The following is a 14,352-nucleotide window of genomic DNA, read 5'->3' on the forward strand; positions in this document are numbered from 1 at the left end:
TTCTCCTCTACATATCAAGTACATGCGATCAGCGTGGGATATAGTTCCCCACTGAGTAAAGTTTCACTTTATATTTTTAGTATAATGAATGGTAAGGATTGGTACGATCGATAAAGGTGACATGAAGATTACATTGTTGTAATGCAAAAAAACATCTTTCTTATTAAGAAAGATGTTTTTGGAAAACTACCCCGCAAAAGCCCGATTGGTTCAGCTAATACTCAGTAGGGGATGGAAAAATCACCCACTGAGTAAAGTTTCACTTTATATTGAAGTATTAATCATTTAAGAACAGAACCATATGTTCCTCGTCCCAATATTGACCGTTATGTTTTAATGAACGCTCTTGTACGCCGTAAGTTTGGAAACCTAATGACTCATATAATTTTTTTGCTGCATCGTTACCAACTACAACATCGAGCATAAGTTGTTCTACATGTAATTTATCGGCATTTTCAATAATTGCTTTAATTAGAGCTCGTCCTGCTCCGAGACCACGTGCTTTTGGAGAAACAAAAACGGAGCCAATTTTTGCTTTATGTTCTTGTTTAATAAATGGTTTTGTTTCTAAAGTAGCGATACCAATTAAATCATTATCTTTGAAGACACCTAGAGTATACTTATCCGGATTGCTTAATCGTTTAGCCATAGCAGCCACAGGATTTTCATGTTTAAGAACATCTTCATAAGAAGAGCTAAAAGCTTCCGGATTCTTCGTTAAACCTTCCATACAAACTTTTAAATATATTTCTGCGTCCTCTGTTGTTAATAAGCGAATTTCCATAGTTGTAACCTCCCTGGTGGATTTCAAATAAATCCATTACTTTTATAAGATTGAGTATATGTTTTGTTAGTATTCTCTTTTAATTTGTAAAAGAATGAAAAGATATATGCTACAATGTTTTGTTTTAATTATGTAATGAAATTATATATTAACTTTGTTAACTATTCAAGTGTTTAATATGTTACATTTTTATAACTAAAATAACTCCTCGATTGAGGAGTTATTTTTTAAACATTGGATTGATAGCCATCAATTCGTTTTGGATGTGTGTAAATATTACAAGATTCATTTCTAATAAACCCTACGACTGTAATGCCTAAATCATGGGCAAGTTGCAATGCCAGTTTTGTTGGAGCGGATTTAGATAGAACAATTTCACATCCGATTTTTGAAACTTTGAGTAAAATTTCGGATGAAATACGTCCGCTAAATGCGATGATTTTTCCTTTAATGGATATATCGTTACGCAAACAATGACCATATATTTTATCTAATGCATTATGTCTTCCAATATCCATTCTTGATAGGAGGATATTGTTTCGATCACATAGCGCGGTATTGTGAACACCGCCAGTTTGGCGAAATGTAGTAGAAGATTGTTGCAAGGTATTCATTAAATGAAAGCATTCTTCAGGAGTAATTTTTACATGTATATCATGTAAGTCTTTTGCTTTTGCTGCGTCGTTTACGAAAATAAAACCTTGTCTACCTTTTCCGCAGCAAGAAGTGATGTATCGTTTATTATATAAAGTTTGATAGAGCGGATTCACTTTTGATGATTTTACATGGACAATTCCGTTATCTTTTTGAACCCATAGTTCTTCAACATCTTTATAGGAAGAAATAATCCCCTCAGAAATTAAAAAACCAATTACCATATCTTCAATATAATTTGGTGTACATACGACTGTTACATATTCTTCACCATTCAATTTAATAGTAATAGGAGATTCTGTAACAATCTCATCAAGTTGTTTTGAAAATGTACCAGATTGATAACGTACAATTGTATAAGTCTCTTGCGTAGGCCCCATATTTCATTCCCCTTTTATATGTATTTATCTCCCACATTTATCATAAAACAATGGAAAAAATAAAAACACCTATTAACAAGAAGATCACAGATTATTTTGGTTATTATTGTATATGTACGATATAATAGAACTGTAGAATAGTGATATTTTCAAGCTTTCGTAGTTATACCTTATAACATCTAGAATCGACTTCATAAGAAAGTATTTGGGTAGAGCGTTTCAAAAATATGTACAGTAATGCGATTTTGAAAACGGATTCATAATTGTGTTGTACAGTTGGTTGTAAGGAGAGGGGAAACTATGGCAGAACAGACAGTCCGTGTAACCGTCGATGGTAAAGAATTTTCTGCATCAGGTGAAAAGACGATACTACAATTATTTAACGAGAGTAATTTGGAACATCCTCAAATTTGTCATGTACCAGAAGTAGATCCAATTCAAACTTGTGATACGTGTATTGTAGAAGTAAATGGAAAGTTATTGCGTGCTTGTTCAACGAAATTAGAGAACGGTATGCATATCGAAAGACAGTCCCAGCGTGCAAAAGAGGCACAGACTGAGGCAATGGATCGAATATTAGAAAATCATCTATTGTATTGTACCGTTTGTGATAACAATAATGGTAACTGTAAAGTCCATAATACAGTACATATGATGGGAATTGAGGAACAGAAATATCCGTATGAGCCAAAAGTAAGTGCGTGTGAAGTGGATATGTCACATCCATTTTATCGATATGATCCAAATCAATGTATTGCTTGTGGGCAGTGTGTAGAAGTATGTCAAAACTTACAAGTGAATGAAACTATATCGATTGATTGGAGCTTAGACCGTCCACGTGTTATATGGGACAATGGTGTAAGTATAAATGACTCATCTTGTGTAAGTTGTGGGCAGTGTGTAACAGTATGTCCATGTAATGCGTTAATGGAAAAAACAATGCTGGGTGAAGCTGGATTCATGACAGGATTGAAACCGGATGTGTTAGATCCGATGATTGATTTTGTAAAGGATGTAGAGCCGGGATATAGTAGTATTTTAGCAGTTTCAGAAGTAGAGGCTGCGATGCGTAAGACGAAAGTGAATAAAACAAAAACAGTTTGTACATTTTGTGGTGTAGGTTGTTCATTTGAAGTATGGACGAAAGACCGCCACATTTTGAAAGTGCAGCCTGTTTCAGATGCGCCGGTTAACGGTATTTCCACATGTGTAAAAGGCAAATTTGGATGGGATTTTGTAAACAGTGAAGATCGTATTACAAAGCCATTAATTCGCCAAGGAGATACGTTTGTTGAAGCTTCATGGGAAGAGGCTCTGGAAGTTGTTGCATCCAATATGCAGCATATTAAATCAGAATATGGAAGTGATGCATTTGGATTTATTTCTTCTTCGAAAGTAACGAATGAAGAAAATTATCTTATGCAAAAACTAGCCCGTCAAATATATGGAACGAATAATGTAGACAATTGTTCCCGTTATTGTCAATCTCCAGCAACAGACGGTTTATTTAAAACTGTCGGTATGGGCGGGGACGCTGGAACAGTGAAAGATATTGCGGAAGCAGGCCTTGTCATTATCGTTGGAGCAAATCCAACAGAAGGACATCCTGTACTTGCAACGCGTGTAAAACGTGCTCATAAATTACATGACCAAAAATTAATTGTGGCAGACCTTCGTAAACATGAAATGGCAGAGCGTGCGGATTTATTCATTCATCCGCGCCAAGGAACTGATTACGTATGGCTCGCTGGTATTACGAAATATATTATTGATCAAGATTGGCACGATAAAAAGTTCATAGCTGAAAATGTGAAGAATTTTGATGAATATAGCAAAATGGTAGAAAAGTATACGCTTGATTATACAGAAGAAATTACGGGGATTTCGAAAGAAAATCTGAAAGAAATGGCTCGTATGGTATATGAAGCAGATGGTACTTGTGTACTTTGGGGAATGGGTGTAACTCAAAATACTGGAGGAAGTACAACTTCAGCAGCAATTTCAAATCTATTGCTTGTTACGGGTAACTATCGTCGTCCTGGTGCAGGAGCATATCCATTACGCGGACATAATAACGTACAAGGCGCTTGTGATATGGCAACATTACCAAACTGGCTTCCAGGTTACCAAGCGGTTTCAGATGATGCGCTCCGTGCGAAATTTGAAAAAGCATACGGTACTACAATTCCGAAAGCACCAGGTTTAAATAATATTGCAATGTTACTTGCGGCAGATGAAGGAAAACTGCGTGGTATGTATGTTATGGGTGAAGAAATGGCTTTAGTAGATTCGAATGCCAACCATGTACAACATATTTTAGCGAATTTAGATTTCCTTGTTGTTCAAGATATGTTCTTATCGAAAACAGCTCGTTTTGCTGATGTTATTTTACCGGCAGCACCAAGCTTAGAAAAAGAGGGAACATTTACGAATACAGAGCGCCGTATTCAAAGATTATATGAAGTATTGAAGCCGCTTGGTGATTCAAAGCCAGACTGGTGGATTTTACAAAAAGTAGCTCGTGCACTTGGCGGGGACTGGAATTATGAAAGTCCAAGTGAAATCATGGATGAAATTGCATCGCTTGCACCTTTATATTCTCAGGCAACATACGATCGTTTAGAAGGATGGAATAGTTTATGTTGGGGTAGCCATGATGGTAGCGATACACCGCTATTATATGTGCATGGATTTAACTTCCCGGATAAACTAGCTCGTCTATCATTAGATGAATGGGTACCACCAGTTGTAGCGCCAGATGAGTATGATTTACTTTTAAATAATGGACGTATGTTAGAACATTTCCACGAAGGGAATATGACGAATAAATCGGCTGGTATTTTATCTAAAGTATCTGAAGTGTTCGTTGAAATCTCGCCTGAACTTGCCCTAGAGCGCAATGTGAAAGATGGTGGCCTTGTAGAATTAGCATCACCATTTGGGAAAATTAAAGTACAGGCACTTGTTACAGATCGTGTAACGGGGAAAGAGCTATATTTACCGATGCATGCAACGGTAAATGAAGAGGCAATCAATATTTTAACTGGAACGGCGACAGATCTTTATACGTGTACACCAGCGTATAAACAAACGATGGTAAAGATGCGTGTATTACGTGAAAAAGGGAATCGTCCGTTACCATCTTCAAACCCGAGAGATAAAAAGCGTAATCCGCAAAACGGTGTTGAAATCGAGCAAAAATGGCAAAGAAAACAATACGTATCACTTGTGGACTAGGGGGCGGAGATAGTGGCGAAAGAAATTACTATAATTAAAAAGAAAGTTGTAACAGAGGAAGAACAGAAACAGCAATTAGCAGATGAACTTCTAAATGAGCTATCTAATAATCGTGAAGCAGTAGAAGAAACGATGCAGCTTTTAGCACAGTTGCAGAAGGCTGGTATATTAGATGCAGCGATTAGTTTACTTGCTGCGAAGGAAGATGTTTCAAAAATCGCTGTGGAGCAATTAAATCGTGAACCAGTTAAAAATGCACTCAACAATATGATGGGGGCAGGAGAAGCGTTATCTTCAGTTGACCCAGAAATAACGAAGCAAATTACGTCCAGTTTAGTTACAGGATTGCAATTTGCAACAGATGAATTAAATAGTGGTAAAAAAACAAAAGTGATGGATTTCTTTAAAGTATTAAAAGATCCAGATATCAATAGAGCTATTACATTCGGTTTTAGCTTCTTGAAAGCATTTGGACAAGGGCTAGAGAAAAAATAGAATAAATGAAAAAGTGATGGGAAGTAGCCATCACTTTTTTCATTATATGTATAAGAGTGTTCATGTTAAGCGGAATATATTATTATTAAAAAGATGGATTAGAACTGGAAATATGGAATCCATCTCAAATATCGTTTTAGAATGTGGAGGAATATATGCAACACCGTAAAAAACTATCTATACCAGGAGTAATAGGACATTCCTTTCAAACAGTTAAATTTGCTTTTTGGAATGTATTAACTTTTCAACTTGCTTATAAATTATTAGCAGCGATTGTGTTTGTTCCACTATTTGGAATCATTTTTAATAAGTTATTGTATTTTGGTGGTTATGCAAATGCGACAAATGATGAATTATTAGCGTTTTTAAAGACGCCTTATGGCATCTTAGCAATCGTAATTTTATCATTGTTAGCACTGTTTCTTATCTTTACAGAATTTGCGGTGCTTATTATTATTTCGTATTTCGCTCATAAAAGACAGAAGGTGAAATTACGTCCGATTTTATATAAAACGGTAACGTATTTACCTACTCTTTTTACATATTGCTTACCAGGATTTATTTTATATGCTGTCGTATTGTTGCCTCTTTTAAATATGGGATATGAAACAGCATTAATCCCGCAAATTCAAATTCCTAACTTTATTACAGGAGAACTGTTTAAGACAACGATGGGACAAGTTGGTTATTACACGTTCTTTGCTGTAGTCGCGTATTTGAATCTTCGATGGATTTTCGTTCTACCTATTGTTGTTTTAGAGCAAAAACCATTTCGCGTGGCAGCACGTAAAAGTGCAACTTTAGTAAAGGAAAGCTTTTTTAAAGTACTATTCTTTTTAGTAGGGTTTTTTATTTCAATTGGAATTGTATATGTCGTGTTTTTGGGAATATATTTATTGTGCCTATGGGGTGTTTATGAATTTACAAACCCGAAAGGAACATTTGCATTATTAGCTGAATCAACGATTTCTGTATTTTTAACGAGCACATTGTATTTATTCAGCTTTATCGTGACGCCATTTTATATTATGGCGATTACGCGATTATACTTACAAAAGGTACCGGTTGAGGATGTTTTATTAGAAGAAGGATTAGATTATTCGAAAACGAAAGCAGATAAATGTTTTTTTCAAAAACATCGTTGGAAATTCATTGGCGTATACATTGTAGGAATTATTACTGCCGGAATGGTCGTTGCCTTCATTGTAACGTTTATTTCAAATTCGTATAAAGAACCGATTATTATGGCGCACCGCGGGTATATATCAAAAGGCGTAGAAAATACGAAAGAAGCTGTGCAAGGTGCTATTGATGCAAAAGCAGACTACGCTGAAATAGATGTATTACAAACGAAAGACGGTGAACTAGCGGTTATACATGATTTGAAGCTGAAACGTCTCGCAAATGCCAATGTGCATGTGTCAGATTTAACGATGGCGGAGTTAAGGCAACTTACCCTTAGTCAAGATGGACTTTCAGGACAAATAAGTACACTTGATGAAATCATTAAGCTAGCAAATGGCAAAATCAAACTTAATATAGAAGTGAAGCTTCATGGGGGCGAAAAAGATTTTGTAAACAAAGTCTTAAAAACGATTAAAGATAATGAATTTGAGAAGCAATGTGTAATTCAAACGTTACACTATCCACTTATTAAAGAGTTTAAGCGTGCAAATCCAGATATAAAAGTAGGGTATATATTGTATGCAAGTAGAGCTAACTTAAAGAATGTGAAGGCTGACTTTTACGTAGCAGAAGAATATATGTTAAATAAGAAATTAGTAAAAGAAGCAAGGAAGTTAAACAAACCAATTTACGTATGGACAGTAAATGATATGGAAAATTTAAAGGCATATTATAAGTTGAACGTAGATGGTATCATAACCGATTACCCTGAAGATGCACGTGAAACAATTAAGATGTTAAAAGAGCAAGAAGCGGAAGAAAGTGATCTGTTTGATAAAATTACTGAAACGACAGATGATTTATTTTCTAAGTTATTTATAAGTTACCCAGCTGCTGGCTAAATGCTAGCAGCTGTTTTTTTTGTGAAAAGAATATATCTCTAAAGTATTGAGTAAAGTAATAACTGTATATGTATACGTTATCGCTTAGGTTTCTTACATTGTTACATTATTGTCAAATAATAAATGATTGCTGTTTATTTTGAAGCAGTATAATAAAAATAGAGTGAAAGATAATGAAATGACACGAAACTCCTAATAGAATCAATGTTTTATATATTTACACTATTCTAAATATAAAAACTTTAGGAAAATGGTATGTTAGCGTTTTCATAACTTTTAAGTTATGCTAGAATAAGGACATAAGTTATTAATTATTACAAAAAGAAAAAAGAATCTCTTTTTTCTGTTAATTATAAGGGGGCATTTCATTATGCGTATTGGGGTACCAGCAGAAATTAAAAACAACGAAAACCGTGTGGCAATGACACCAGCAGGTGTTGTACATTTAATTCGTAACAATCACGAAGTATTCATTCAAAAGGGTGCAGGTTTAGGGTCTGGTTTCACAGACGCTCAGTATGTTGAAGCGGGAGCAAAAATTGTTGATACAGCTGAAGAAGCTTGGAACATGGAAATGGTTATGAAAGTTAAGGAACCAATTGAAAGCGAATACAAACACTTCAGTGAAGGCTTAATCTTATTCACATACTTACACTTAGCTCCAGAGCCAGAATTAACAAAAGCTTTAATCGAGAAAAAAGTTGTTTCTATCGCATATGAAACAGTACAATTAGAAAACCGTTCATTACCATTACTTGCACCTATGAGTGAAGTAGCTGGTCGTATGGCTGCACAAATTGGTGCACAATTCCTTGAGAAGAACAAAGGCGGTAAAGGTATCTTACTTGCAGGTGTTCCAGGGGTTAAACGTGGTAAAGTAACAATCATCGGTGGTGGACAAGCTGGTACAAATGCTGCTAAAATTGCAGTTGGACTAGGTGCGGATGTAACAATCATCGACTTAAGCGCAGAACGTCTTCGTCAATTAGATGACATTTTCGGAAACCAAGTAAAAACTTTAATGTCTAATCCTTACAATATTGCAGAAGCTGTTAAAGAGTCTGATCTTGTAATCGGTGCAGTATTAATCCCAGGTGCAAAAGCTCCAAAACTTGTAACAGAAGAAATGATTAAATCAATGGAACCAGGTTCTGTTGTTGTAGATATCGCAATTGACCAAGGTGGTATTTTCGAAACAACTGATCGTATTACAACTCATGATAACCCAACTTATGAAAAACACGGCGTTGTTCATTATGCAGTTGCAAACATGCCAGGTGCGGTTCCACGTACATCAACTCTTGCATTAACAAACGTAACAGTACCATATGCAGTACAAATTGCTAACAAAGGCTACAAAGAAGCTTGCCTAGGTAACTCTGCATTACTAAAAGGTATTAACACATTAGATGGCTATGTAACATTTGAAGCAGTTGCAGAAGCTCACGGTGTAGAGTACAAAGGTGCTAAAGAATTATTAGAAGCAGAAACAGTATCTTGCTAATAGAAGCATTATACAAAACAAAATCGAACAATATATAAAACAACATGATAAGAGCTAAGAGTGAAGATCTCTTAGCTCTTCTTGGCAAAAGGGGGCATACATCGTGGCCAACCTATTTAAAAAGAAATCCGTTACGCAATTGTTAGGGGAAAGTAAAAGTAAAACTTTGACGAAAACGCTAGGGGCATTTGACCTAACAATGCTAGGGATTGGTGCGATAATTGGTACAGGAGTTCTAGTATTAACTGGATTAGTAGCAGCAAGAGATGCTGGTCCAGCAGTTATTTTTTCATTCATGATTGCAGCCATCGTTTGTGGATTTGCAGCATTATGTTACGCAGAGGTTGCTTCTACACTTCCTGTTTCAGGTAGTGTGTACACATACTCATATGCAACAATTGGTGAGTTTGTAGCTCATTTAATGGGATGGACATTACTATCCGTATATGTTGTAACGACTGCCGCAGTAGCTGGCGGATGGACTGGTTACTTCCATAACTTAGTGAGTGGATTAGGGCTTGAAATTCCAAAAGCACTGCTAACGATTCCGTCTCAAGGTGGTATAGTGAATTTACCAGCAGTTATCGTTACATTAGTTATAACTTGGTTATTATCAAGAGGTACGAAAGAAAGTAAACGAGTGAATAACATAATGGTATTAATTAAAATTGGTATCGTTGTTTTATTCATTGCAGTTGGTGTATTCTACGTGAAACCAGAAAACTGGATACCATTTGCACCGTATGGTTTAAGTGGAGTTTTCGCGGGGGGAGCAGCAGTATTCTTTGCTTTCTTAGGATTTGATGCATTAGCAACTTCTGCTGAAGAAGTAAAAAATCCGCAACGTGATCTACCGATTGGTATTATCGCTTCGTTAGTCATTTGTACAATCATTTATGTTGTAGTTTGTCTCGTTATGACGGGTATGGTTTCATATAAAGAGCTAGATGTACCGGAAGCGATGGCGTATGTGTTAGAAGTTGTAGGACAAGATAAAGTAGCTGGTATAATCGCAATTGGAGCTGTAATTGGTATTATGGCAGTAATTTTTGCTTACATTTATGCAACGACACGTGTATTCTTCGCTATGAGCCGTGACGGTTTATTGCCAGAATCTTTCGCGAAAATTAATAAAAAGACAGAAGCACCAACATTTACAGTTTGGTTAACAGGAATTGGTAGTGCTTTAATTGCTGGATTTATCGATTTGAAAGAATTGTCGAATTTAGCGAATATTGGAGCGTTGTTAACATTTGCGATGGTTGGTGTGTCAGTTATTATTCTTCGTAAAACACATCCAAAATTACAACGTGGATTTATGGTACCACTTGTACCGATCTTGCCGATTATTTCAATTGCATGTTGTCTATTCTTAATGGTAAACCTACCATTAAAAACATGGATGTACTTCGGTGCTTGGTTAGCAATCGGAGTAGTTGTATACTTTGTTTATTCGAAAAAACATAGTCATTTAAAAGACGATGGAAGTTCGCAGGATAATTTAGAACAAGCTAATTAAAGGGATATAAACACAGTAAGCCTTGTGCGTCTAGGGAGCGCGCAAGGCTTTTTCTTTTGTTGAAATAAAGGGAATGTATATTATTTTGTCGAATTTTTCTGTCGGAATATGAAAAAAGGGTGGGAGCGAAATGGAAGAAGCAAAAGTTGTTGTTGGAGCAGAGGGTTATAATAATAACCCTGGTTGGTTACATACGAATGAAGAAGAATTAAATTTATTACGGAGAGAAACTTGGCTTGATAAATTTCAACCTAATTCTTTATCAGTAATTTTGGCAGAACATGTATGGGAGCATTTATCATATGAAGAAGGAATTGAAGCTGCAAAAATTTGTTATGAGTTTTTAATGGAGAATGGATATATTCGTTGTGCAGTACCAGATGCATTTTTTCCAGATGAAGAATATCAGCAAGGGGTACAAGTAGGTGGACCTGGTCCATTAGATCATCCTGCAGCAAGTCATAAAATTGTTCATAGCTATAAAACAATCACGTCCATGTTTGAATCAGCAGGTTTTCAAGTAAGGCTCTTAGAATACTGTGATGAGAATGGTAAGTTTCACTATAATGATTGGAATGAGAAAGATGGATTTATTTATCGTTCGAAACGTTTTGACCATAGAAATCGGGATAATCAGTTAGGGTTTGTTTCTTTAATTGTGGATGCGGTGAAAAATGAAAAGTAAGTAAAAAGGGGTGTGCGAATTGTGCATCCTTTTTTGTATGAGAATATAGAGAGTGCGGAAAATATGTATACGACTTATTAAAATGTGAACGGAATGTTCATAAAAAAAATTCAGATTTCATTGACACATATGAGTGGGCGCTCATATAATAAGAGTATAAGATATATGAATGATTGTTCATATGTTCAATTAAAGAGGTGAGCTATAATGGCTGGAAATAAAGTAGAAACACCACAAGAGACATGTTCTCAAACGATAATTCATGAAGAAGTTGTAGAGCAAGTAAAACAAACAATTCCAACTGATGAAAGTTTAAGTAAAGTAGCAGAACTATTTAAAGTATTAGGTGACCGTACACGTACGAGAATATTACATGCGCTATTTGAAGCTGAAATGTGCGTTTGTGATTTAGCTTATTTATTAGGAATGACACAATCATCTATTTCGCATCAGCTTCGTGTGTTAAAGCAAGCGAAACTTGTGAAGAATCGTAAAGAAGGAAAGGTTGTTTATTATTCGTTAGCTGACCAGCACGTAATTCATATCTTCGAGCAAGCGTTTGAACACGTAAACGAAGAAGAATAAAAGAACGCGAGGAGGGAGAACGATGGCTGAAGCATTGGTGAAAAAGAAACTGATGTTAGAAGGTTTAGATTGTGCGAACTGTGCAATGAAAATTGAAAAAGGTGTTGGGAATATAGAAGGAGTAAATTCTTGTTCTGTAAACTTCGCAACAAAGACAATGATCTTAGAAACAGCACAAAATAAAGAAAACGAAGTTGTTACGGAAGCAAAACAACTCGTTACAAAATTAGAACCGCATATTAAAGTTCAAGAAGAACAAAAAAATAAAATTGCTAAAGAAGTATTTATATTAGAAGGTTTAGATTGCGCGAACTGTGCAATGAAAATTGAAAATAAAGTGAAGGAAATGCCAGCTGTCTCAGAAGCAACTGTTGATTTCGTATCGAAGAAATTACGAGTAGAAGTTGCGAATAAAAGAGAACTAGAAGCGACTGTAGCAAATATAACAAATGTCGTTCAAAAGTTAGAACCAGATGTGAAAGTTGTTCGTGAAGAGAAGAACGGTCATGACCACGGACATAGTCACGATCATGGTGAAGCAAATGTGAAAAAGATGGTAGGGAGATTAGTGGTCGGCGGAATTTTGACAGCAATTGCTGCATTAGCGGGCTTACCACAAATGGTAACAATTCCGTTATTCGTCCTTGCTTATTTATTAATAGGTGGAGATATCGTTTGGAGAGCGATAAGAAACATAACTCGTGGCCAAGTATTTGATGAAAACTTCTTAATGGCAATTGCAACTGTAGGAGCTTTTGCAATTCAACAATATTCTGAAGCTGTAGCAGTAATGCTATTTTATCAAGTAGGAGAACTATTCCAAAGTATTGCGGTAAACCGCTCCCGAAAATCAATTACTTCATTAATGGATATTCGTCCTGATTATGCGAATGTAAAGGTTGGAAATGAAACGAAGCAAGTACCACCAGAAGATGTACAAATTGGCGATTATATTATCGTTAAGCCAGGTGAGAAAGTGCCGTTAGACGGAAAAGTAATTGAAGGAACATCAATGGTAGATACTTCAGCATTAACAGGTGAATCTGTACCACGTGAAGTAGAAGTTGGAAATGATGTATTAAGTGGCTTTGTGAACCAAAATGGTGTGTTGACAATTGAAGTTACAAAAGAATTCGGTGAATCCACTGTATCGAAAATTTTAGATTTAGTTCAAAATGCAAGCAGTAAAAAAGCACCAACGGAAAACTTTATTACGAAGTTTGCACGTTACTACACTCCAGTTGTAGTTATTACAGCGGCGATCATGGCGTTTATTCCACCACTTATTTTAGAAGGAGCTACATTCTCTGAGTGGATTTATAGAGCTTTAGTGTTCTTAGTAATCTCTTGTCCATGTGCGTTAGTTGTATCCATTCCTCTTGGATTCTTTGGAGGTATTGGCGGTGCATCTAAAAGTGGTGTGTTAGTAAAAGGTAGTAACTATTTAGAAGCTTTAAATGATGTAAAATATATTGTTTTTGACAAAACAGGAACATTAACAAAAGGTGTTTTCAAAGTTACAAAAATGGAACCGAGCGAAGGTACTACAAGTGAAGAGTTATTAGAGTATGCGGCATTTGCTGAAGTATATTCTAACCATCCAATTGCCCAATCTATTCGAAAGGCATATGGAAAATCAATTGATGAAAAAATAATCGATGATTATAACGAAATTTCTGGTCACGGTACAGTCGTAAAAGTACAAGGAAAAGAAATTTTTGCAGGTAATGCAAAATTAATGAGAAAAGAAAATATTGAATTTAAGCAACCAGAAACAGTAGGTACATTAGTTCACGTTGCTGTAGATGGAAGATATGCAGGTTATATTGTTATCTCTGATGAGGTAAAAGAGGATTCGAAACAAGCGATTCAAAAGTTAAAAGAACTAGGTATTAAAAAGACAGTAATGTTAACTGGTGATGCAAAACCAGTTGGTGAAGCTGTCGGTAAAGAATTAGGCTTAGATGAAGTTCATGCGGAATTACTACCACAACAAAAAGTAGAAGAGATTGAAAAAATTGATGCAGCGAAGCACGGAAAAGAAAAAATTGCCTTCGTTGGTGACGGTATTAACGATACACCAGTATTAGCCCGTGCAGACGTTGGTATTGCGATGGGTGGTTTAGGATCAGATGCAGCAATTGAAGCGGCAGACATCGTTATTATGACTGATGAGCCTTCAAAAATTGCGACAGCTGTAAAAATTGCAAAACGTACAAGAAGTATAGTGTGGCAAAATATCATCTTTGCTCTAGGTGTAAAAGGGATCGTTTTATTACTTGGTGCTTTTGGTATTGCAACAATGTGGGAAGCTGTTTTCTCAGATGTTGGTGTGACACTACTTGCAGTGTTAAATGCAATGCGTGTATTAAGAGTGAAAGATTTATAAAAAAGAGGACGCGACCTGGTCATCTCCCTGTCAAGTAGACAGAAATAAAAAGAGTATTATGCCACGGCCTTTTCCCGATATTCTATCGGGGAA

Annotated in this window: 10 protein-coding genes; 8 read left to right on the forward strand and 2 right to left on the reverse strand. The window is 35.9% G+C overall.

What is annotated here, in order from left to right:
- Positions 1-277: 277 nt before the first annotated feature.
- Together AB6801_RS29055 and fdhD are read right to left on the reverse strand one after the other, a co-directional pair.
- A complete protein-coding gene (locus AB6801_RS29055) occupies positions 278-784 on the reverse strand; it encodes a GNAT family N-acetyltransferase (RefSeq protein WP_000405883.1) in 507 nt (168 codons plus the stop codon).
- A 227-nt stretch (positions 785-1,011) separates the two neighbouring features.
- A complete protein-coding gene (fdhD, locus tag AB6801_RS29060; RefSeq protein WP_000529230.1) occupies positions 1,012-1,818 on the reverse strand; it encodes a formate dehydrogenase accessory sulfurtransferase FdhD in 807 nt (268 codons plus the stop codon).
- 300 nt (positions 1,819-2,118) lie between these two features.
- On the opposite strand from fdhD, the gene fdhF reads away from it, so the two are divergent.
- The 8 genes from fdhF to AB6801_RS29100 all read left to right on the forward strand — a co-directional run bounded on the left by fdhF (position 2,119) and on the right by AB6801_RS29100 (position 14,259).
- Positions 2,119-5,055: a formate dehydrogenase subunit alpha gene (gene fdhF / locus AB6801_RS29065; protein WP_000840676.1), complete on the forward strand. Its 2,937-nt coding sequence runs from the start codon at positions 2,119-2,121 to the stop codon at positions 5,053-5,055.
- 12 nt (positions 5,056-5,067) lie between these two features.
- A complete protein-coding gene (locus AB6801_RS29070) occupies positions 5,068-5,550 on the forward strand; it encodes a helical membrane plugin domain-containing protein (RefSeq protein ID WP_001040507.1) in 483 nt (160 codons plus the stop codon).
- A 155-nt stretch (positions 5,551-5,705) separates the two neighbouring features.
- On the forward strand, positions 5,706-7,577 hold the full coding sequence (locus tag AB6801_RS29075) for a glycerophosphodiester phosphodiesterase (RefSeq protein ID WP_001164700.1): 1,872 nt from the start codon (positions 5,706-5,708) through the stop codon (positions 7,575-7,577).
- Positions 7,578-7,947: 370 nt separating this feature from the next.
- Positions 7,948-9,081 (forward strand): alanine dehydrogenase, encoded by a 1,134-nt coding sequence (gene ald, locus AB6801_RS29080; protein ID WP_001219742.1) that lies wholly within the window; start codon positions 7,948-7,950, stop codon positions 9,079-9,081.
- A gap of 103 nt (positions 9,082-9,184) precedes the next feature.
- Positions 9,185-10,600, forward strand: a complete 1,416-nt coding sequence (locus tag AB6801_RS29085; protein WP_001284887.1) for an amino acid permease — start codon at positions 9,185-9,187, stop codon at positions 10,598-10,600.
- Between the two features lie 130 nt (positions 10,601-10,730).
- Positions 10,731-11,285: a class I SAM-dependent methyltransferase gene (locus AB6801_RS29090; RefSeq protein ID WP_097999539.1), complete on the forward strand. Its 555-nt coding sequence runs from the start codon at positions 10,731-10,733 to the stop codon at positions 11,283-11,285.
- Between the two features lie 207 nt (positions 11,286-11,492).
- On the forward strand, positions 11,493-11,870 hold the full coding sequence (locus AB6801_RS29095; protein WP_000918378.1) for an ArsR/SmtB family transcription factor: 378 nt from the start codon (positions 11,493-11,495) through the stop codon (positions 11,868-11,870).
- 22 nt (positions 11,871-11,892) lie between these two features.
- On the forward strand, positions 11,893-14,259 hold the full coding sequence (locus AB6801_RS29100; protein WP_097999538.1) for a heavy metal translocating P-type ATPase: 2,367 nt from the start codon (positions 11,893-11,895) through the stop codon (positions 14,257-14,259).
- Positions 14,260-14,352: the final 93 nt, after the last annotated feature.

Source organism: Bacillus sp. RCC_6_1 (genome assembly GCF_041360755.1).
Classification (GTDB): Bacteria; Bacillota; Bacilli; order Bacillales; family Bacillaceae_G; genus Bacillus_A; species Bacillus_A cereus.